We start from the raw sequence: 23,261 nt of genomic DNA on the forward strand, positions 1-23,261 counted from the left end.
TCATCGGTGGTCGTGAGCGCTTTGTGCACTGAGTCGACATTCAGCGCCTAAGGCCGAAAGTGCTCACAGGCGACCCGACAAAGGAGGGATGCCCGTGCCCAAGGTCAGTGAAGACCATCTCGCGGCACGGCGCAGTCAGATCCTTGACGGCGCCCGCCGCTGCTTTGCGGAATACGGCTACGACGGCGCCACAGTTCGCCGTCTCGAAGAAGTCACCGGTTTGTCCCGAGGAGCGATCTTTCATCACTTCAAGGACAAGGACGGCCTGTTCCTCGCTCTCGCAAGCGAGGATGCGAGCCGGATGGCAGATGTCGTCGCCGAAGAGGGCCTTGTCCAGGTCATGCGGGACATGCTCGCGCAGCCCGATCAATTCGATTGGCTGGGAACGCGACTGGAGATAGCGCGTCGACTGCGCAACGACGCCGACTTCCGCGAGAAGTGGTCACAGCGCTCCGTAGAACTGACGGAAGCGACCAGTGCGCGCCTCGCCAGACAGAAATCGGCCGGTCGGCTCCGTGACGACGTTCCCACCGAAATTCTGATCGGATACCTGGATCTGGTGATGGACGGCCTGGTCGCGAGAATCGCCTCCGGCCACGGCGTCGACAACCTGTCAGCGGTTCTCGATCTGGTCGAGGAATCGGTGCGGCGGCGAGATTGAGGGGCTTCGCCCCTGTGCGCCTTTTTGGTAGTTCCCACTACCAAAAAGGCGCACAGGGGGTTAGGCGAGCTGGATCAGCTCGAGGTATTCCTGCGACCAGTGGTCCTCGTTGCCGTCGGGCAGGAGGATGACTCGCTCGGGGTTGAGTGCCTCGGCAGCGCCCGGATCGTGGGTGACCAGGACGACGGCACCGGTGTAGCTGCGGAGCGCGTCGAGCACCTGCTCGCGTGAAATCGGGTCCAGGTTGTTGGTGGGCTCGTCGAGAAGCAGAACGTTGGCAGCGGACGACACCAGACCGGCCAGAGCCAGACGCGTCTTTTCACCACCCGAGAGCGTTCCGGCCGGCTGTTCGAGCTGTGGGCCGGTGAACATGAAGGCACCGAGCAGAGAACGCAGTTCCTGCTCCCCTGTATCCGGCGCAGCGTGGCGGATGTTCTCCCACACGGACGCGTCGTCGTCGAGGGTGTCGTGCTCCTGAGCGAAGTAGCCGACCTTGAGTCCGTGACCGGCGATCAGCTCACCCGCGTCCGCCTTCTCCGCGCCCGCAAGGATGCGGAGCAGTGTGGTCTTACCTGCACCGTTGAGTCCGAGGATAACCACACGAGACCCACGATCGATCGCGAGATCGACACCGGTGAAGATCTCGAGCGAGCCGTACACCTTGGTGAGGTTCTTGCCCATCAGCGGAGTCTTGCCACAAGCGGCGGGCTCGGGGAAACGAATCCGCGCAACCTTGTCCGAGACACGTTCGGCATCGAGGTTCGCCATCAACTTGTCGGCTCGCTTGGCCATGTTCTGAGCCGCGACGGCCTTGGTTGCCTTTGCACCCATCTTCGCTGCCTGAATCCGCAGCGCACCGGCCTTCTTCTCGGCGTTCGCGCGCTCGCGGCGACGACGCTGCTCGTCAGTGGCACGAGCGTCGAGGTACTTCTTCCAGTTCATGTTGTAGACGTCAGCCTCACCGCGGACGGCATCGAGGAACCACACACGGTTGACGACGTCGTTGAGCAGGTCGACGTCGTGACTGATGACCACCAGTCCGCCCTCGTGGTTCTGGAGGAATCCACGCAGCCAGGTGATGGAGTCGGCGTCGAGGTGGTTGGTGGGCTCGTCGAGCAGCAGAGTCGTGTCCGAGCGGGCACCGCTGCCGTCGGAGGCGGCAAAGAGGATTCGCGCCAATTCGACACGACGACGCTGACCGCCGGACAGCGTGCTGAGCGGCTGCCCGAGAATACGGTCCTCGAGGCCGAGGCTGCTGGTGATACGGGCGGCTTCGCTCTCGGCTTCGTAGCCGCCGAGGGCCGAGAATCGATCCTCGAGCTGGCCGTACTTCTTGACCGCGCGGTCCTGAGATTCCTGATCGAGCACCTCGCCCATCAGGATCTGCTGCTTCTCCATCTCGCGGAGCATCGTGTCGAGGCCGCGGGCAGAGAGAACCCGGTCCTTGGCGAGAATGCTCAGGTCGCCCTCTTTGGGGTCCTGCGGGAGGTATCCGAGTTCACCGGTGCGTACGACGCTTCCCGCATATGCCTCACCTTCACCGGCGAGGATGCGCAGAGTGGTCGTCTTTCCGGCACCGTTACGTCCGACGAGTCCGATCCGGTCGCCCGGCTGGATGCGCAGCGAAGGTCCGGGAGCTGTGAGAAGGGTGCGGACACCGGCACGAACTTCGAGGTCAGTGGCGGTAATCAAGCAAACTCCTCAGGAAAAACGACGAATACGGGTAAACAATGCCTGACTACAGACACAAGAACTATCGATTTTACCGTGACCTGACGGTCGTTCCGACCAGGAGCGTGTGAGTCCGCTAACGTTCGGGACATGACTAGCGAAAACAGCACTCGTCCTCGCGACCTCGAAGGCCGCGCCGCCATCGTCACCGGCGCAAGTCGCGGAATCGGCAAAGCTGTCGCCGCCGAGCTCCTCGCTCGCGGCGCCGACGTCTTGATCACAGCCCGCAAGCCGGAGCCCCTCGAGGCCGCAGCATCCGAACTGTCCGATCTGGGGCACGGCGGCAAGGTCGTCGCATTCGCGGGCAACGCAGCCGATGCCGAGGCCCGCTCCGGTGCCGTCGACCGCGCCGTCGCCGAGTTCGGTTCGCTCGACATTCTGGTCAACAACACCGGAATCAATCCCGTCTTCGGGTCGCTCATGGAGGCGGACCTCGACGCCGTGCGCAAGATCTTCGACGTGAACGTGGTTGCCGCCCTCGGTTACGTCCAACAAGCACATCGGGCGTGGATGGGCGAACACGGTGGAGCCGTCGTGAACCTGGCAAGTGTGGCCGGGATCCGATCGACGGGCGTCATCGCGGCGTACGGCGCGTCGAAGGCTGCGCTCATCCGGTTGACGGAAGAACTGGCCTGGCAACTGGGACCGAAGATTCGTGTCAATGCCGTAGCTCCCGGGATCGTCAAGACGCAGTTCGCGGCAGCACTGGTCGCTGCCGGCGAGGACAAGGCGTCGGCGGGCTACCCGATGAAGCGGCTCGGCACCCCCGAGGACGTTGCCGGCTTGGTCGGCTTCCTCGTCTCCGACGCGGCGGCATGGATCACCGGCGAAACGGTCCGGGTCGACGGCGGTCTGCTCGCAACGGGATCGATGTAGTGCGCCGATCATGAGCACACTCGACTCCTCCGCCGACGTGGTGATCGTGGGCGGAGGGCCGGCGGGGCGGGCACTCGCGACGCGCTGTATCGCCCGGCAACTCACCGTTGTCGTTGTCGATCCGCATCCTCATCGGGTGTGGACGCCGACGTACTCGGCGTGGGCAGACGAGCTGCCGTCGTGGCTGCCGGACGAGGTGATCGCGAGCCGGATCGAACGCCCGAGCGTGTGGACAAACAAGCAGAAAACGCTTGATCGCATCTATTGCGTATTGAATACATCTTTACTGCAATCATTTCTCTCCGACACATCCATACAGTTCAGAGGCTTACGCGCTCAAACACTGTCCACCACCACTGTCGTGTGCGTGGACGGATCGCAGCTGACGGGATCCGTCGTCGTCGACGCCCGAGGCACCGATCTGGCAGTGACAACCGCGCAGCAGACGGCCTTCGGAATGATCGTCGACCGCGCACTGGCCGATCCGATTCTGGGCGGCAGCGAGGCCTGGTTCATGGACTGGCGAACAGACAACGGCACCTCCGACGCCGACACTCCGTCGTTTCTCTACGCGGTCCCGCTCGACGACGAGCGAGTCCTCCTCGAGGAGACCTGCCTCGTCGGCCGGCCGGCGTTGGGGTTGCGCGAACTCGAAACACGTCTGCGCACCCGACTTCACAATCGGGGCTGCGAAGTCCCCGACGACGCGCCGGTCGAGCGAGTCCGTTTTGCGGTCGAAGGCCCGAAGGACTCGTCCCCGGACGCTGTCCTCCGGTTCGGCGGGCGAGGCGGTCTGATGCATCCGGGAACCGGATACAGCGTTGCCTCCTCACTCGCCGAGGCCGACACTGTCGCGAAAGCAATCGCCGACGGTGAGGATCCGAACGCGGCACTCTGGCCTCGCTCGGCCAAGGCGGTATCCGCTCTCCGCCGCGTTGGTCTGAACGCACTTCTCACCCTCGACTCGGGCGAAGTCACCACATTCTTCGACAAGTTCTTCGATCTACCGGTCGAGGCTCAGCGGTCATACCTTTCCGATCGGCGGGACGCGGCCGCGACGGCGAAGGTGATGGCAACACTGTTCCGATCGTCACCGTGGCACGTGAGAAAGACGTTGATGCGCGCGCCGTTTTTCCGGTGACTAGATCCGCACCGACTACTGATCCGCACCGACTACTGCGCTGCCATCGAGCTGGCGATCATCGGCCAGGAGTTGTGGAGGTCGTCCTGCCAGTAACCCCACGAGTGGGTTCCGCTCGGCTTGAAGTCGAAGGTCGCGGGGATGCCCAGTGCGTTCAGTCGGTCCGCCAATCCGTGTGTGCACCCGTTGACCGCGGATTCGATGATGCCTCCGACGATGATCTGATTCAGGAGCGCTCCGGGATTTCCGTTCACATCGGGTGCCTGAAGGTTGTCGTGCGGACCTGGCAGCCCGGATCCGGTGGAGACGTACAGTTCGGTCCCCCGCAGCTTCTCCGCGTTCACGACGGGATCGTTCTCGCGCCATCCCGGACCGTCGAACGGTCCCCACATGTTTGTCGGATCAGCGCCACCCCGCGCACCGACCACCAGTCGCACGTAGTCCTGACCCGGCTGGGTGGAAGTCTCCGCGCACCCGCTGTAGGCCCCGACACTCCGATACAGCCCTGGGGCTGAGATCGCGAGATTGAGTACCGAGGTCGCGGTCATCGAGATCGCCGCGATGGAGTTGACCCCGTTGGTACCGAACTGCGCATCGATGACTGGCGGCAGTTCACGCGTGAGGAACGTCTGCCACTTGTTGCGTCCGAGTACGGGATCGTCCTTCTGCCAGTCGGTGTAGTAGCTGAACGCTCCTTCCAGCGGCGTCACGACGTTGACGTTCTTGTCGGCAAAGAAGTCCAGGACATCGGTCCGTCCTTCCCACGTTGCACTGTCCTCGCCACCACCGGCGCCGTTGAGCAGATACAACGTGGGCCGTGGGGCGCTCGTGTCGGCGGGGAGGATCACCTCGAGTGGAATGTCGCGGCCCATCGCATCGGAGTGGACGCTGATGGTTACGGTGCGTGCCGGATCTGCGTTCGCGGGCCAGGGCGCAAACAGCAGTGGAACCAGTGAAATTGCCAGCGCTGCTGCTAGGTGTCGACGGTAGGTTCGGATACTCATCGGAGTATGCCCCCAGGTGTGCGAGTCGGATTCTCGGAGCGGATACCCGCTCGCCACGCCTCGAACCGGCCCACCCGGACGCAACGGTTCGGGATCAACCGTGAGCGTTTGCCTCGCGCAATCGGCTGGGGGCGACCATCATGGGAGGCATGCGCTCGATTTGGAAAGGCTCGATAGCCTTCGGTCTGGTCAACGTTCCGGTCAAGGTGTACTCGGCGACCGAGGACCACGACATCCGATTTCACCAGGTCCATGCAAAAGACGGTGGCCGCATCAAGTACAACCGTGTGTGTTCCGAGTGCGGAAACACGGTTCAGTTCGCGGACATCGACAAGGCGTACGACTCGGAAGACGGATCGCGCGTCATCTTGAGCGACGAGGACTTCAACAAACTCCCGGCCGCGGAGAAGCACGAGATTCCGGTGCTGGAATTCGTGCCGAACGATCAGATCGATCCGATCTTGTTCGAGAAGAGTTACTTCCTCGAACCGGATTCGGCGTCGCCGAAGGCGTACGTCCTGCTTTCGACTGTGCTCACCGAGAGTGATCGAACGGCACTGGTGCATTTCACTCTGCGACAGAAGACGCGCCTGGCCGCGATGCGCGCTCGCGACGGCGTCCTCGTGATCCAGACGTTGCTGTGGCCCGACGAAGTTCGCGCAGCAGAGTTCCCTTCGCTCGACGACGTGGAGAAGCCGAAGGCCAAGGAACTGAAGATGGCGCAGACGCTCGTCGAGAGCATGGCGGGCGATTTCGATCCGACCGAGTTCACCGACGACTACCAGCTCCAACTGCGGCAGTTGCTCGACGAGATGATCGAGAACGGCGGCAAGAAGGTCATACCCGCCGCCGAGGTCGACCAGGAGGGCACCGATGCAGAGGTGGTCGACCTCGTTGCCGCACTGCAGCGCAGTGTGGACGAAGCGAAGTCGAACGCCTCCAAGGCCGGCTCGTCGAAGTCCACCACACCGAGGAAGAAACGAGCCTGAGTCAGCCGCGCACGTCTTGGATCTCGATCAGAGCGTCCAACTCAGCGTCGACGTCCGGGGCCGCGTGACGACCGGTTCCGACCGCCAGGTTGATCACGGGCCCGATCGCCTCCAGACCTGCCTCGGTGAACATTTCGGCGTGTGACGTGGGCACCGGACGGTCGATGATCACCCCGGACACGAACGGTCGCCACGCCGACGCCGTTCGCAGCGGGTCGAAGGTGTCGGTCTGTGCCGAGAAGAACAGCAGATCGCCCACGAACTTGCCCGGGCGGTACCGGTGGGCAAGCTCCGCGCCTGCGGAGTATTCCTCGAACAGTCGCTCGATCCGATCGCTCGAGACCAAAGGGTGATCGCCGATGGCTTCATGCAAGAGCGCTTCGGCATCCTCCGGTGTCAGATCACGCTCGTCGGCGTCCGGGACCGAGATCCCCAACCCGCCGATCAGTTCGGCGAGAGAAGGCTGCGCGCCCGCCATCGTCGGGTCTTCGAGAACGAAGCTGTCGAGAAGAATCAGGTCGGCGACGCTCTCACCCGCGGCTTGCAACTGCACCGCCGCCGCATGAGCGATCAATCCCCCGATCGACCACCCCAGCAGGTGATACGGACCGTGCGGCTGAACTCCTCGAATTTCCTCGACGTACCGCGCCGCGAAGTCCTCGATCAGCTCCGCCCGGAATTCGGGGTCCGTCAGAATCGGCGACTGCAGGCCGTAGAGCGGCCGGCTGGAATCGACGTACCGATCGAGTGCCCCGTAGCACCAGGCCAATCCGATGGCCGGATGGATGCAGAACAGTGGCTCGGCGCGGCCTTCCGGGCGTAGTGGCAGGACTACCGCAAGTGCGGAGGTATCCGCGTCACTTGTCACAACTGTTGCCTCGAGTTCGAAGAGTCTGCGCGCCAATGCCTCCGGTGTCGGGTCGGAGAATATCCACGCGACGGGGACGGCCATACTGGTGCGTTCCTTGATGGCAGCGACCAAACGCGTTGCCATGAGCGAGTTTCCGCCGAGTTCGAAGAAGCTCGAATCGGCGTACGTGTCTGCGTCGGCGAGATCGAGGACCTCCGCGAAAGCAGCGCAGATCGCAATCTCGTCGCTGCCTTCCGGACTGCGTCCACTCGGCGCCTCCCAGAGGGGCGCAGGCAGAGCTGCGCGATCCAGCTTGCCCGCCGGTGTGGTCGGGACTGCATCGATCGTGACAAAAGCGGACGGGATCATGTGCGCAGGTAGGGATGTGCCTGCGTGGCGTCGTAGTGCGGTGACGTCGACGTCCCCGTGTGCCGGGACGACGTACGCGACTATCCGAGCGTCGACGCCGTCGCCGACGACCACGCTCACAGCCGAATGCACGGACGCCTCCGACGCCAGCACCGCGTCGATTTCACCGAGTTCGATCCGAAACCCTCGAACCTTGACCTGGTGGTCCGCGCGTCCGAGATAGACAAGCGACCGTGCGCGATCTTCACGCACAAGATCCCCGGTGCGGTACATCCGAGAGCCTTCGGGTCCGTGCGGGTCGGCGACGAACCGCGCTGCCGTGAGCGCGGGGTTGCCGAGGTACCCGCGGGCGAGACCGTCGCCGCTGACGTAGAGCTCACCGACGACCCGTCCGGGGACCGAGTGCAGTCGGGAATCGAGAACCTTCGCATCCACGCCTCGGATCGGACCGCCGATCGTCACGGTCTCCCCCGCGACGAGTGAATCGCTGATGGTGACTGCGACGGTAGCCTCGGTCGGGCCGTACGCGTTGAACATTCGGCGCCTCGGCGCCCACCGAGATACGAGGTCGGCGGTGCAGGCGTCGCCACCGACAACGACGGCCTCGAGATGGTCGAGACCGGCGGGATCGACAGTCGCCAGGGCGGCCGGAGTCACGAATGCATGGGTGATCGTCTGCTCGTCGAGCAGTTCGTGCAATTCGACACCGCCGAGAACCGTCGGAGGCGCAATCACCATCGTTGCGCCGGCGCCGAATGCCAGAAGGAGCTCGAGGACCGACGCGTCGAAGCTCGTCGAGGCGAAGCTCAGAGCGCGAGAGTGCGCGGTGACGCCGAAACGTTCCCGCTGTTCGTCGGCAAACGCGGCCAATCCCGCGTGAGTGACCAACACGCCCTTGGGTTTTCCGGTCGAGCCCGAGGTGTAGATCAGGTAGGCCGGGTTGTCGAACTCGAGTGGCGCGTCCGGCAGTGTCTCGGAATGGGCTGCCTCGATTTCGGTGGTGAATTCGACCGCGTCGAGCTCGATCCACGACGTGGCGCCCGGAAGGCCGGCCACATACTCACCCCTGGTGATACCGAGTACCGCCCCACTGTCGGTGAGCATGTGCTCGATCCGCTCGGCGGGGTACGCCGGGTCCACGGGAAGAAACACTCCGCCGGCTTTCGCTACGGCCCAGAGCGCGATCACATAGTCGGCCGACCTCGGAAGCGCGAGTGCCACAATCATTTCCGGCGCAATCCCGCGAGCGATCAACGCAAACGCCATTGCGTCGGAGCGTCGGTCGAGTTCGCCGTACGTGAGCGTGGCGGAAGCCGCGACGTCGACGATTGCCGGAGCATGCGGATCGGCCGCGCCGCGAAGCAGCAACTCCGGCAAGGTCAAAGCATCGCCGGCCGGACGTCCGGGCAACGCACGCAGGCCACGTCCCGCAAGATCCACGTCACCGACGACGGCGGAGGGCTGGGCAGTCAGTGTCTCGATGACCGTTTCCAGCATCACCGCAAACGACTCCGCCGTATCGGTGTCGAAGAGGTCCTTCGCGTAGGTGAGGGAGGCCTCGTAGCCGCCGCCTTCCTCCGCGGTCTGTTCGACAACGGTGAACTGCAGGTCGTACTTGGCGATGTCCGGTGTGATCTCGTGGGCACGAACGGCAAGTCCAGGCAGGTCCCACGTCGTCGGGTGGGCGCCGTGGAACGAGATCATCGTCTGGAACACCGGATGACGGTCGGTGGTCCGGGTCGGCGCCACAACGTCCACGACCTGCTCGAACGGAATGTCCGCGTGGGCGAAAGCGTCGAGATCGACGGAGCGGACAGTACGCAGAACGTCGACGAACGTCGACCCGGGATCGACCGTCGTGCGCAGTCCGACCGTGCCCACGAACATTCCCACGAGGTCGTCGAGAACTCGGTGTCCTCGCCCGGCGACCGGAGATCCGATCACGATGTCCGTGCTTCGACTCAGCCTGGACAGCAGCACGGCATAGGCAGCGTGCAACACCATGAACGGCGTCGCCGCATTCGAGCCGGCGACCGCCTCGACCGCGATCCGGGTGTGCGCCGGAAGCGAGACCGCGGTGTGGCCGCCGCTCAACGACTGGGTGAGCGGGCGCGCTCGATCGCTCGGAAGGTCGATCAGCTCAGGTGCTCCCCGCAACGTCTCCCGCCAGTACGACGCCTGTGCCCCGAGCACGCTCTCGGATTCGTTCACAGAGCCCAGCGCTTCCCGCTGCCAGATGGCGAAGTCCGCGTAGTGCACCTCGAGCGGGGTGAACTCGGGAGCGCGTCCCGAACTTCTCGCGACGTAGGCGGTGAGCACGTCCTTCATCAACGGCGCGATCGACCATCCGTCCGCCGCGATGTGGTGGATCACGATGACAAGTGTGTGGTGCTGCGGCGTCGACTCGAGCAGGAGCGCGCGAACGGGAGCTTGGGTCGTGATGTCGAATCCACGCGACGCGAATTCTCTGGCGAGCTCTGCCGGTTCACGGGTGTCCGCATTTGCGTACTCCAGCGAGGTGAATGCATCCTGGATCACCTGGTGTGGGCCGGTGTCGGAGTCGGGGAACACCGTGCGCAGGATTTCGTGCCTTTCGATCACGTCGAGGACCGCAGCTTCGAGGGCTGGGACGTCGAGTGCACCGTCGAGGGAGATCGCGGCAGGGACGTTGTACGCGGGTGAGCCGGGATCCATCTGGTTGAGGAACCAGATGCGGGCCTGCGCGTAGGACAGCGGAACTTGCTCGGGGCGGTCGACGGCGGTGATCGGTGGTAGCGCCTTCGCCCCGGCGGATGTGTCGAGCACGGTGGCAAGTTCCCGAATTTCGGGGTGCTCGAACAGCATTCGGACAGGTACCTGCCTGCCCAACGATTCGCCGAGTCGCTGGGCAAGTCTGGTGGCGAGCAGTGAGTTGCCACCGAGTTCGAAGAAACTGTCGGACGCACTGATCTGTTGGATACCCAGCAGTTCCGCCACGACGCCGGCAACCTGGAGTTCGGTCGCGGTGGTCAGCGGCTCGACACTCCGCTCGGACGAACGCAGCGTCGGCGCCGGCAGCGCCGATCGGTCGAGTTTCCCGACGGGGGTCAGCGGAACGTGCTCGATCGGGGTGATCGCCGACGGCACCATGAAGGCGGGCAGTGAGCGGCGCGCATGGATCAGCAATTCGTCCATCTCGACCGCATCGGAGCCGAGCACGACGTACGACGCCAACATCGTCTCACCGGAAGCTGCGTCGATGCCCACGGTGACCGCGAACTCGACGCCGGGGTAATCGCTGAGGACGGAGTCGATCTCGCCCAGTTCGATGCGGAATCCGCGTACTTTCACTTGGTGATCAGAGCGTCCGACGTATTCGATCGTCTCGAGCGGCGTCCACCGAACCAGGTCACCGGTCCGGTACATGCGGGCGCCGGCCGGGCCGAACGGCGCTGCCACGAATCGCGTCGCCGTCAACGCGGGTTGGTCGAGGTAGCCGCGGGCAAGTCCGAGGCCGGCGATGTAGAGCTCACCGGTGACCCCGACGGGTACCGGCTGAGCCGAGCCGTCGAGAATTACCGCGGACACGCCCCGGACGGGCCCGCCGATGGTCACGGTCTCCCCCACCGTCAGGGCATCGCTGATGCACACCATGACCGTGGTTTCCGTCGGCCCGTAACCGTTGAACAACCGGCGACCCGGTGCCCACTTGCGGACCAGTTCGGGTGAACAGGCCTCGCCGCCGACAACGATCGACTGCAAGACGTCCAGCCCGGTGGGATCGACCGAGGCCAGCGCTGCCGGCGTGATGAACGCGTGGCTCACCTGGTGATCGGTGATCAGTTTTGCGAGGTCCTCGCCGCCGTACACATCGGGAGATGCGATCACCATCGTCGCGCCCTCACCGACGGCGAGCAGCAGTTCGAGGATGGATGCGTCGAAGCTCGGTGAGGAGAAGTGCAGCGTCCTCGACTGCGCCGAGATGCCGTAGCGCGCCGTCTGCTCGGCGGCCAATGCGCTCAGGCCACGGTGAGTGACGCTGACACCCTTGGGCTTTCCCGTCGATCCGGAGGTGTAGATGATGTAGGCGAGGTTGTCGATTCGGATCGGCGCGGCAGGAACCGGCTGCCAGACACCGTCGCCGTGGATGTCGTCCATCGTCATCCACGGAACCGGACGGGGCAGTGATTCGATCACCGCTTCCGTTGTCACTCCGCGAGTGGCTCCGGAGTCGGTGAGCATGTGCAGAATGCGATCGGCTGGGTATCGCGGATCGACCGGAACGAACGCGGCGCCGGTCAAGGAAACGCCCCACAACGCGACGATCGAGTCGATCGAACGCGGAATCGCTATCGCCACAATGTCTTCGGCGCCGATACCTTCCGTGGTCAAACGGTGCGCAAGCGCCGATGCACGGGCGAAGAGATCTCGGTAGAGCACGGTGGTGCCACCAGATCGAAGGGCCACCGAATCGCCTGAACGGTTGGCGGTCCGCGTCAATATTTCGGCCAAGGTGCGCGAACTGGTCCACGCCGGACCTCGTACCGGCATCAGCGACGCCCGCTCGAGGGTGCTGAGAAATTCCATGTCGTCGATTGCGGTGTCCGGGTCTGCGGCGACGGCACGGGCCACCGACTGCACACGTGCGGCGATCGTTTCCGCAGTGGAAATGTCGAAGAGCGCCTCGGCAAACCTGAGCGACCCGGTGATCTCCGCCTTCTCGGAATCGCCTGCCAGCAGGGTGAACTCGAGGTCGAACTTCGCGACGGACGGTTCGAGCGCTTGCGCCTCGAGATGCGCGTCGTGGACGGTTACCTGCGGCGAGACCACATTCTGGTGGTACGACAGCATGACCTGAAACAGCGGGTGTCGCGTAGTGGACCGGTCGAGATCGAGGGCGTCGACCAGCACCTCGAATGGCAACTCGGGGTGCGCGAAGGCGGCAAGGTCGCGTTCACGGACGACCTCGAGCAGGGAGGTGAACGACGCTCGGTGATCGACCGGTGTGCGAAGCGGTACCGAATTGACGAACATCCCGATCAGGGAATCCAGTTCGGGTCGGCCGCGGCCAGCCACCGGAGTGCCGACCACCACGTCGTCGGTAGCACCGAGACGCGCCAGAACAACCGTCAAGATCGCGTGTACGACCATGAATTGCGTCGTGCCACTGCGCCTTGCCAAGGCGGAGAGCCGCTCCCCGGTCGCCGCGTCGATGACGATCGGCACCGATCCGACGGCGGTCGTGGTGACAGATCCGCGTGGGCGATCCACCGGTAGCAGTACCTCGTCCGGGGCACCAGCCATGGCAGCGGTCCAGAAGGTCAGCTCGCGGGCAACCAGAGACTCCTGGTCGTCGATCTGCCCGAGCGAGTCTTGCTGCCACACCGCGTAGTCGGCGTACTGCACGTCGAGCGGTGTGAAAACCGGGGCGTCTCCGACGACGCGTGCGGAGTACGCCGCGACGAAATCTGTCGCGAAGGGAGTCAGGGACCAACCGTCGAAGGCGATGTGATGGATGACGACGACCAGTACGTGAGCGAAAGTGTCCTCGCGCACCAGCATGGCCCGAATCGGCAGATCCGAACCGAGATCGAACCCACGCGCCGCGAACTCCGTCGTCGCGGATTCGATACCTTCGGATCCGCAATAGCGCTCGACGGAGAACTGCACGTCGGAAATTGCTCGGATGACCTGACTCGGGCCGTCGGCGCTGTCGACGTAGATCGTTCGAAGCACCTCATGGCGTGCAATGACGTCCGCAAGCGCCTCCTCGAGTGCATCGCCGTGGATGTCTCCGGTGATCCGGATCGCGAACGGAATGTTGTAGACCGCGGACTGCGGGTCGAAGCGATTGACGAACCACAGCCGCTGTTGCGCAGCGGAGAGCGGTAGTCGGTCCGGGCGAGCACCGGCGCTCAGAGCAGGTCGATCGTCTGATTCTTCGGCGCTCGCCGCCAGACGTGCAGCGAGCGCTTCGACGGTCGGCGCTTCGAAGATCGAGCGCACGTCCACAGCGAGTCCCGTCGCTGCGCTCAACCGCGCGGACACCTGCGTCGCGACGAGTGAGTTGCCACCGAGATCGAAGAAACTGTCTCCGGCCCGGACCTCGGGTACGTCGAGCAGTGAAGCGAACACGTCGGCGACGGTGCGTTCGAGCCCGGTCTCGGGTTCACGACCCGTACCGAGGACTTCGCGCGGTATCGGCGTCGGCAATGCTCTCCGATCGAGTTTGCCGACCGGAGTCAACGGAATCGCGTCGATCGGGGTGATCGACGACGGAATCATGTACCGCGGCAGCGTGTCGGCGAGTGCCGCAAAGAGCGACTCGATATCAGCGTCGCCGCTGAGCAACACGTACGACGCCAGAGTGGTGCCTGCGGCGGATTCGACGGGAATCGTCGTGGCGAAGTGAACGAGAGGGGAATCCATCAGAGCAGCGTCGATCTCGCCGAGTTCGATGCGGAACCCGCGGATCTTGAGCTGATGATCGCTGCGGCCCACGTAGCGGAGGGTCAGGTCCTTGGTCCAGCGGACCAGGTCACCGGTTCGGTACATCCGGGCACCGGGCGTCGAGTACGGATGCGCGACAAAACGATCCGACGTCAGCGCGGGACGAAGGTGGTAACCACGTGCAAGCCCCGGCCCACCGATGTACAGCTCGCCGACGCCGCCGATCGGGACCGGTTGCAGCCGAGCGTCGAGCACCACGGCGTCGATTCCGCGGATGGGACCGCCGATGGTGATCGGATCGCCCGGTGAGAGTGGGTCACTGATGGCAACCATGACAGTGGTTTCGGTCGGACCGTATCCGTTGTGCAGTCTGCGCCCGTTGCCCCAGCTCGAGACCAATTCCGGGGTGCACACGTCGCCGCCGACGACTACGCATTCCAGTGCCGTCACGCCCGCCGGATCGACGGTCGCCAGAGCAGCCGGAGTGATGAAGGCATGAGTGACCTCGCGGCTTCGGAGGAACTCGCTCAACGCCTCCCCTCCGTAGATGTCGGGAGGGGCGATCACCATCGTCGCGCCGGTCGAACCGGCGAGCAGTAGCTCGAGTACGGCGCCGTCGAAGCTCGGTGACGCAAAATGCAGAGTCCGCGACCCGGCGGTGATCCGGTACCGATCCTGTTGTTCGCGAGCAAGATTGGCCAAACCTGCGTGAGTGACGACGGTGCCCTTCGGCACTCCGGTCGAGCCGGAGGTGTAGATGACGTACGCAGCCGACGCCGCAGTGATCGACGCTGTTCTGTCAGCGTCGTCGATGGCGGCGTCGTCGATGGCAGCGTCGGAGTAGGCGGCACATTCTGCAACCGTGTCCGCGTCGCCGAGGTCGATCCAGACTGCGACGTTCCCGCCGGTTGCCGGACCGGCCGCAACCTCGGCGGACCGAATTCCGATCCGCACACCCGAATCCTCGAGCATGTGCGCAACTCGATCTGCGGGATAACGGGGATCGACCGGGACGAAAACGCCGCCGGCTTTGGTGACCGACCAGACTGCGAGCACGGAGTCGACCGATCGGGCGACGGCCAGTGCGACCGGTGTCTCGGGGCCGACGCCCAGGTCCATGAGGTATCGAGCGATCCGATTCGATCGACGCTCCAGCTCCCCGTACGAGAGTGAGCGATCGGAGTCTTCGAGGGCGATCGCGTCGGGATACGTCCTCGCGGTATCCCCGAGGATCTGCGCCAGCGTCGATTCGCCCACCGAAGCCACGCCGCGCCGCGGCAATATCGCGGCACTCTCCCGAGATCCGAGTACACGAAGATCACCAACCGGTGCAGTCGGTTCCGACACTGCCGATTCCACGAGGGTCACGAAGTTTCGCGCCAAGGCTTCGACGGTCGCGTTGTCGAACAGGTCGGTGGAATAGGTGAACGTGGCATCGATTCCAGCTGCGGTCCCGGACTCGTGACGTTCGGTGACGGTGAGCTCGAGGTCGAACTTGGTCAGCCCCGTCTCGACTGCCCGCGCCGTCATCGACACCCCGGCCAGTTCGGCTGTGTGAGCGGTGGTTATCCGAGAGGTGATGGCAGCTTGAAAGACCGGATGGTGCGCAGGCGAGCGGTCCAGTTCGAGCGCGTCCACGACGACGTCGAAAGGCACGTCCGCACTGTCGAAGGCATCCACGTCGACGGCCCTGACCTGCGACAGGTGTGCGGCGAACGTCGCGTCCCGATCGACGACGGTCCGCAAGGCCAGAGTGTTGACGAACATGCCGACGAGCAGATCGAGAGATCTGTCCCCTCGTCCTGCCACCGGTGTTCCGATGACGATGTCGTCCGTCCCGCTGTACCTGGCCAGAAGCAGGGCGAAGCACGCGTGCAGGGCGATGAACGGCGTGGCGTCGTGATCGCCGGCAAGTACAACGAGCTTCTGATGAGTGGAAGCGCCAATTCTGATGTCGACTCCGGCCCCGCGCATGGTCGGGTCGAGTGGGCGCGGACGGTCCGTCGGCAGGTGGAGTTGCTCGGGCGCTCCCGCCAGCTGCTGCTTCCAGAACGCGATCTGTGAGTGGGCAAGCGAATCGGTGGATGCCACGTCGCCGAGGTGTTCTCGGTGCCAGAGCGTGTAGTCGGCGTACTGCACCGGAAGGGGTGCCCACTGCGGGCTGTTGCCGCCGACGCGGGCGGCGTAAGCGCCGGTGAGATCAGCAGCCAACGGCGCGATCGACCAGCCGTCGGCCACCATGTGGTGCAGAACTACGACGAGGACTGCTTGCTCGTCATCGCCGTCCTTGTCATCGCCGTCCTCATCGTCGGCGACAGTGATCAGCAGGTATCGGACCGGGCGTTCGCGGACCAGATCGAAACCCGCCGAGGAGAATTCGAAGATCACTCTTTCGAGATTCTCGCGTTCCACTTCGATCGACTCGAGCCCCGCGATACCCTCGCCCAGGCCCAGAACCTTCTGCGTTGCGTTGTCCCCGATTTGAGGAAACACGGTGCGTAGTGATTCGTGACGTGTCACGACGTCCACGATCGCGGCGCTCAGTGCGTCGGGATCGACGTCGCCGCGCAACGACACCGCCAACGGAATGTTGTATGCACCTGATTCCGGTGCGACGCGGTTCAGGAACCACAGTCGCTGCTGCGCGGGAGCAAGAGGCAGTACCGCCGGCCGGGCCACGACCTGGATACCGTCGGCGTCCGGGGTCTGGGCGGCACGCTCGATCGTCGCCGCGATCCCGGACACCGTGGGATGGTCGAAGAGCGCACGCAGCGGCATACGAACTCCGGTGGCTTCGGTCAAGCGCGCCACAGCCGTCGTCGCTACCAGCGAGTTTCCGCCCAAATGAAAGAAATTGTCGTCGAGCCCGAGCGGTCCACTACCCAGGATGTCAGCCAGAACCGCGGCTACCTTGCCCTCGGTCGGAGTCGTCGGGGGCCGGAAGACCTTGGTGGAGGCGAGGATCGGCGACGGCAGCGCACGCCGGTCGAGTTTTCCGTTGGTGGTCAACGGAATCGAATCGATGACCATGAAGGCATCGGGAACCATGTAGGTCGGGAGGGCTTCGGCGGCGTGCGTGCGAAGGGCTTCGGCGTCCACGGCGTCCGAAGCGGTCACATAGGTCACGAGAGCGCCGCCGGCCGGCGTCGGAGCCACGACGGTCACGGCGTCGTCGATTCCCGGCGCGCCGAGGATGACGGAGTCGATTTCGCCGAGTTCGATCCGGAATCCGCGGATCTTGACCTGCGCGTCGCCGCGTCCGAGGTATTCGAGTTGTCCGGGCGCAATCCATCGTGCGCGGTCACCGGACCGGTACAACCGTCGTCCGCCGGCATTGAACGGATCGGCAACGAACCGGCCCGCGGTGAGGTCTGGTCGGCCCAGATAGCCACGGGCGAGTTGACCGCCGGCGACATAGATCTCCCCCGCAATCCCCACCGGGACCGGGGAGAGATGCTCGTCGAGCAGGTACACACGAAGTCCGTCGATCGCGTCACCGATCCGGCTGCCGGTAACCGCACTCGCGCTCGCCCGGTCGAGTTCGAGATGGGTGACATGCACCGTCGTCTCGGTTATGCCGTACATGTTGACGAGTGCGGGCCCGGATTCCGTGTGATTGTCGTGATTGTCGTAGCCCGCGTGATTGTCGTACCAGCGCCCGAGGCGACGAAGATCCAAGGCTTCGCCACCGAAGATCACGTACCGGAGCCGGGTCTCCGAATCGGCGCGAAGGTCGGCTTCGATGTACTGGTAGAAGGCCGAGGGCGTCTGATTGAGCACGGTGACGCCTTCTGCGGCGACGAGCGCGCGGAAGGCATCGGGGTCGCGTGAGACTTCGTGATCGACCAGAACCAGCGTTCCACCGTGGAGCAGGGCGCCCCACAGTTCCCACACCGAGAAGTCGAAGGCGAACGAGTGGAACATCGTCCACACGTCGTTGCCGTCGAATCCGAATTCGACCTGCGTGTTCTCGAACAATCGCACCACGGTGGCGTGGGTAACCGAGACGCCCTTGGGTCGGCCCGTCGACCCCGAGGTGTAGATCACGTATGCCAGATTGTCGACTCCGTGCCCGCGCGGGCACTCATCGGTTTCCAGACCCTCACCGGAGTACTCGTCGGAGTCGACCCCGACGACCACCACGTCAGAGTTCGGGAAGGCGGAGTTCGGGAAAGTGGAATCGGAGATGACGCACACCGGTTGCGCATCCTCGACCACGTATGCCAAACGCTCGGCGGGGTGCGCACGATCGAGTGGGAGGTATCCGCCGCCGGCCTTCACTACCGCGACAGCGGCAACGATCATGTCCACGGATTTCGGCAGCATGATTCCGACCAACGACTCGGATTGCACGCCATGCTCGACGAGCTTGCGCGCCAACTGATTCGATCGTCGATCGAGTTCGCGGTACGACACGCGCTCGCTACCTGCGACAACGGCGATCGCTTCCGGGGTCGCCCGAATGCGATCGGAAAGGATGTCGGAGAGCGTTCGGACCGGGGTAATCGGGAGAACGGGCGGCACCAGCGCCTGGCGCGCGTCCGGGCGGAGCAGATCCACTGAGCCGAGCGCCGAGTGCGGAGCACCGACCATCGCGGTCAAGATTCGTAGATAACGGTCGGCGAGGTCCTCGGCTTGCTCGTTCGTGCCGAGCCAATCCAGAACACCGGAGATCGGCTGATCGAAATCGGCATGCTCACCAGTCGGAATCGCCAGGGAGACAAACAGTTCCGGCACGGTGGCCAGATCCGATCCGATAGGCGCACCGACCATGAGCCCCGGAAATCTCGGGTGAGCATCCAGCGGCTCCTCGAAGCAGACCATCGCCCGGAACAACGGGCCCGTCTCCACCCAGCGGCCGTCACCGAGTGCGGCGGTCACCGAAGACAGAAGAATGTCTGCGTGTTCGAAAGCTTCGATTGCGACGGTGTCCACCGCACCGACCAGGTCGTTGAGCGTCATGGTGTTCGACACCGTCGAGCGAAGCACCAACTGGTTGGCGAACATCGAGACGAAATCGTCCGGGTTCGAGGCGCCGTACCCGCGGACCGAGACGCCGATCGACACCTCGTCAGCCGAACCGACGCGGCGCAGCAGTCCGGCCATCGCAGACTGGAACAGCACGAACAGACTCGTGTTCATCGTCGTCGCCATCGTCTCGAGGCGGCGGCAGAGGTCTGCCTCGATCTCGAGGGGCGTGGACGTCCGACCGGATCCGGCGACGACCGGCAAACCCAGATCCTCGGCGGGGTTCGACAATGTCGAAGACCAGTACTCGACGTTGCGGGCGTGTTGAACTTCGGCGATCCACTTCCCCGCGGCGTCCGGGTCGATGTCCATCAATCGAGTTCCCGATTCCGCAGCGCAGAACAATTCGAGGAATTCGAGGAAACGTCGGTGGTGACGCGTGATGTCCTCGTTGGTGTAGAGGTCTGGGTTCGCGGCGAAGTCGATCTGGATCTCTTCGGCTGCGGAAGTCTGATAGACGTTGACCGAGAGGTCTTCGATCGGCCCGGTCGAGATCACGTTCAGTTCGCCGTGCGCGTCCCCGAGAGTGATTCCCGAGTGGAACAGCATGAGGTTGATCAACGGCCCGTGGAAGCCGCGTCCGTCGGCGATGCTGTGATCACCGGCGTTGAGGTCGCGTCGCAGATCCTCGTGGCGGTACTTCTGATGACGCAGTGCGCCGGTGAGTTCGATCTTCACCTCGTGCAGCAAATCCCCGACCGCGAAGTGCGGATCGACACTCGCACGTATCGGGACGACGTTCGACATCATTCCGCCGGACCGGCGAGCAGCTTTTGTCGTCCGCCCCGAGACCGGCAAGCTGAGGACCACGTCGCGGGTCCCGGTGGCCCGGGCGAGGTAAGCCGCCAGTGCACCGATCACCACTGACGACGTAGTCACGTCGTGAGCGACGGCAAGCCTTTCGAGGGAGCTTCGCAGTTCCGTAGGTACCGTCGCCGACCGTAGGCGTGACCATGCCTGCGACGGAGCAGTCGAGGACGCGAGCGAGGTTCCGCCCGGCTTGTCGGCCATCTTGGTGTTCCAGTAGTCGCGATCGCGTTCCCACCGGGAAGAGCCCAGATAGTCGGCCTCTGCCTTCACCAACGATTGGAGGGGGGCAGTTACCGCTGGGGGAACTGGCAGATCCCGCACCGCGGCGGTGTAGATCTCGGCTGTGCGGTTCATCATCGACATCGCGCCGAAACCGTCGAGCGCCACATGATGAATACGGCTGTACCAGTAGTAATGGTCGTCGCGAAGCACCAGGACTGCCAGCCTGACCAGGCGATCGGCGAACGGATCGATGGCAGCAGTGTGCTCTTTGCGCATCCATTCTCGCGCCGCCGATTCCGGATCGGATTCGGCGCGCAGGTCGACCACGTCGAGGGAGTCGTCCATGTCGAGATCGAGCCACTGACGCGCAACCCCGTCCACCTCGACCAGGCGCAGGTATCCGGAGCCGATCTCACGGCCGGTCTGTTTACTGGCAGCGGTCAGCAGCTCGATGTCGAGCGGGCCGTCCACGTCGACGTACTGAGCGATGCTGACGGGAATCTCGGGTCGAAGCTGTTGTGCGACAAGCAGGGAAAGTTGCGCGGCAGAAAGAGGGAAGGTGAGTTCGTCGTCCGGACGAGCTGCGGAAACGATTCCTCGGTCGGGACTGCCATCCACACGAATCTCCCTCTTACAACTTGATCATGATGCAAACAGGTACATGCGTCCGCTGGACGCTTCGAACTGATCGGGGCACTTCGAAATGAGACGAATACATTGGAAAGCTCGGGTGGAAACTGGCAAATCGCCCGCCGGAGATCACATCGTGACAATCAGCTGCGATGTTACCGATCAGTCAGCTTCCAGCAAATATTCATCAAACAACCATTTGGGACTATTGTCCTGAATATCATGGCTAAAACGGCCCTATATAACAAACCGAAGCGCCGGTACCCGACGAACGGGCACCGACGCTCCGGTGAAATGTATTCAGTTGATCGTGCAGCGAGGCTGCTTGTCAGACCGTGAAGCCGAGTGCGCGCAGTTGCTCGCGTCCGTCTTCGGTGATCTTGTCCGGTCCCCACGGCGGCAACCACACCCAGTTGATCTTCATGTCGGTACACAGATCGCTACGCACAAGTGCGCCGCGCGCCTGGTCCTCGATCACGTCGGTCAACGGGCACGCCGCCGACGTCAAAGTCATGTCGATCGTGACGACACCGTCGTCTTCGAAGAGTCCGTAGACCAAGCCGAGATCGACGACGTTGATTCCCAGTTCGGGGTCGACGACGTCGCGCATCGCTTCTTCGAGTTCGTCGAGTCGCTCAGGCGACGGGACAGTGCCACTGCCCTGTGCGCCACCGAATTCCGCAGTGGAATCGGGATTCGGATTCACCGGAGCGCCGACCTCGGCGTCCTGCACTGGTTGTGTCTCGGTCATGATCCCTGTCCTTCAGTCGTGTCGACCAATTCACTGCTGCTGTCCGCCGTCGTCACAGCACTGCCGTCGACAATCTGGACTACAGCATCCTTGAATGCCATCCATCCGAGCAAGGCGCACTTCACGCGTGCCGGATACTTCGAGACACCGACGAACGCGATGCCGTCGCCGAGAACGTCCTCGTCCCCCTCGACGGTGCCCCGACTGCTCACCATCTCGTTGAACGCCGTCACCGTCTTCAGTGCGTCGGTGACCTGCATCCCGATGACGAGGTCGTTCAGCACCGACGTCGACGCCTGGCTGATCGAACAACCCTGCCCGTCGTACGAGACGTCGGAGACCGTTCCGTCCTCGGATATCTGGACGCGCAACGTCACCTCGTCGCCACACGTCGGGTTGACGTGGTGCACCTCGGCGCCGAACGGCTCACGGAGTCCGCGGCCGTGCGGATGTTTGTAGTGATCGAGGATCACTTCCTGATACATCTGCTCCATGCGCATGATTCAGTTCAACTCCCCTGCGACACCGAAAAATTCCTGCGCACGCTTGATCGCTGCAACGAGAACATCGATTTCCGCGGTGGTGTTGTAGAGCGCAAATGACGCACGGGCCGTCGCAGCGACACCGAACTTACGATGCAGCGGCCACGCGCAATGGTGTCCGACGCGGATCGCGACGCCCTCGTCGTCGAGGATCTGTCCGAGGTCGTGGGCGTGAATACCGTCCACGACAAATGAAATCGCTCCGCCGCGGTTCTCGGACGTCTGCGGTCCGATGATGCGCAGACCTTCGATCGCCGACAACTTTTCGAGAGCAGCCTCCACCAACACGTGCTCGTGCGCAGCGACGGCGTCCATCCCGAAGGTGTTCAGGTAATCCACGGCAGCGCCCAGTCCGACCACCTGTGAGGTCATCGGTACGCCGGCTTCGAAACGCTGAGGCGGCGGCGCGTAGGTGCTGACCTCCATGGTGACCGTCTCGATCATCGACCCGCCGGTGATGAACGGAGGCATCGCTGCCAGCAGTTCACGACGGCCGTAGAGAACTCCGACCCCCGAAGGGCCGAGCATCTTGTGGCCCGAGAACGCCGCGTAGTCCACTCCCAGTTCGTGGAAGTCGACGGCCATGTGAGGCACCGACTGGCACGCGTCGAGCACGACGAGTGCACCGACGGCGCGTGCTCGTCGCACCAATTCCTCGACGGGCGCGATCGCGCCGGTCACGTTGGACTGATGGGTGAACGAAACGACCTTCACCGCGTCTGTCAGCTCCAGCGAATCGAGATCGATCCGGCCGTCGTCGGTGACGCCGTACCACTTGAGCGTCGCACCGGTTCGGCGCGCAAGTTCCTGCCAGGGAACGAGGTTGGCGTGGTGTTCGAGTTCGGTGATGACGATTTCGTCGCCAGGACCGACATGGCGGTCGAAGCGATCGTCACCGAGAACGTAGGTCACCAGATTGAGAGCCTCGGTGGCGTTCTTGGTGAACACCAACTCGTCCGAATCCGCGCCCACGAAAGAAGCGATGGTGGCGCGAGCATTCTCGTACGCGTCCGTCGCCTCTTCTGCGAGCTGATGAGCACCCCGGTGTACTGCCGCGTTACACGTGGTCAGGAAGTCCCGTTCGGCATCGAGAACCTGGACCGGACGCTGCGAGGTAGCGCCGGAATCCAAGTACACCAAAGGTTTTCCGTCGCGCACGGTTCGCGCCAGGATCGGGAAGTCGGCCCGAACCGCTGTGACGTCGAGCTCGCGCACCGAGGTGGTCATC

10 protein-coding genes are annotated in these 23,261 nt (G+C 63.9%); 4 read left to right on the forward strand and 6 right to left on the reverse strand.

Annotated elements, in window-relative coordinates; genetic code table 11:
• Positions 1-94: 94 nt before the first annotated feature.
• Entirely contained in the window at positions 95-661 is a 567-nt protein-coding gene (locus tag QMA15_RS09230; protein ID WP_003944970.1) for a TetR/AcrR family transcriptional regulator, read from the forward strand.
• A 60-nt stretch (positions 662-721) separates the two neighbouring features.
• On the opposite strand, the gene QMA15_RS09235 is transcribed toward QMA15_RS09230, so the two are convergent.
• Positions 722-2,353 carry an ABC-F family ATP-binding cassette domain-containing protein gene (locus QMA15_RS09235; protein WP_020907739.1) on the reverse strand — a complete coding sequence of 544 codons (1,632 nt, stop codon included), beginning with the start codon at positions 2,351-2,353 and terminating at the stop codon, positions 722-724.
• Positions 2,354-2,482: 129 nt separating this feature from the next.
• Between QMA15_RS09235 and QMA15_RS09240 the strand changes: the two genes are divergently transcribed.
• Entirely contained in the window at positions 2,483-3,268 is a 786-nt protein-coding gene (locus QMA15_RS09240) for an SDR family oxidoreductase (RefSeq protein WP_019748418.1), read from the forward strand.
• A 10-nt stretch (positions 3,269-3,278) separates the two neighbouring features.
• Complete coding sequence (locus QMA15_RS09245) at positions 3,279-4,409, forward strand: lycopene cyclase family protein (RefSeq protein ID WP_279163906.1); 1,131 nt, start codon at positions 3,279-3,281, stop codon at positions 4,407-4,409.
• A 32-nt stretch (positions 4,410-4,441) separates the two neighbouring features.
• On the opposite strand, the gene QMA15_RS09250 is transcribed toward QMA15_RS09245, so the two are convergent.
• The gene (locus tag QMA15_RS09250) at positions 4,442-5,413 is read right to left on the reverse strand and encodes an alpha/beta hydrolase family protein (RefSeq protein ID WP_141487273.1); all 972 of its coding nucleotides are present in this window, start codon (positions 5,411-5,413) and stop codon (positions 4,442-4,444) included.
• 140 nt (positions 5,414-5,553) lie between these two features.
• On the opposite strand from QMA15_RS09250, the gene QMA15_RS09255 reads away from it, so the two are divergent.
• On the forward strand, positions 5,554-6,402 hold the full coding sequence (locus QMA15_RS09255) for a Ku protein (protein WP_020907736.1): 849 nt from the start codon (positions 5,554-5,556) through the stop codon (positions 6,400-6,402).
• Position 6,403: 1 nt separating this feature from the next.
• Here QMA15_RS09255 and QMA15_RS09260 read toward each other — a convergent pair whose 3' ends face one another.
• From QMA15_RS09260 to QMA15_RS09275, 4 genes are all read right to left on the reverse strand, one after another.
• A complete protein-coding gene (locus tag QMA15_RS09260; protein ID WP_290284084.1) occupies positions 6,404-20,728 on the reverse strand; it encodes a non-ribosomal peptide synthetase in 14,325 nt (4,774 codons plus the stop codon).
• A 340-nt stretch (positions 20,729-21,068) separates the two neighbouring features.
• A complete protein-coding gene (locus tag QMA15_RS09265; RefSeq protein ID WP_003944963.1) occupies positions 21,069-21,491 on the reverse strand; it encodes a metal-sulfur cluster assembly factor in 423 nt (140 codons plus the stop codon).
• Positions 21,488-21,991: a Fe-S cluster assembly sulfur transfer protein SufU gene (gene sufU / locus QMA15_RS09270; protein ID WP_003944894.1), complete on the reverse strand. Its 504-nt coding sequence runs from the start codon at positions 21,989-21,991 to the stop codon at positions 21,488-21,490. The genes QMA15_RS09265 and sufU overlap by 4 nt, the downstream gene beginning before the upstream one ends.
• A 3-nt stretch (positions 21,992-21,994) precedes the next feature.
• On the reverse strand, positions 21,995-23,260 hold the full coding sequence (locus QMA15_RS09275; protein WP_003944865.1) for a cysteine desulfurase: 1,266 nt from the start codon (positions 23,258-23,260) through the stop codon (positions 21,995-21,997).
• Position 23,261 lies beyond the last annotated feature (1 nt).

The sequence above is a fragment of the Rhodococcus sp. APC 3903 genome, assembly GCF_030407755.1.
GTDB classification, from domain to species: Bacteria; Actinomycetota; Actinomycetes; order Mycobacteriales; family Mycobacteriaceae; genus Rhodococcus_F; species Rhodococcus_F erythropolis.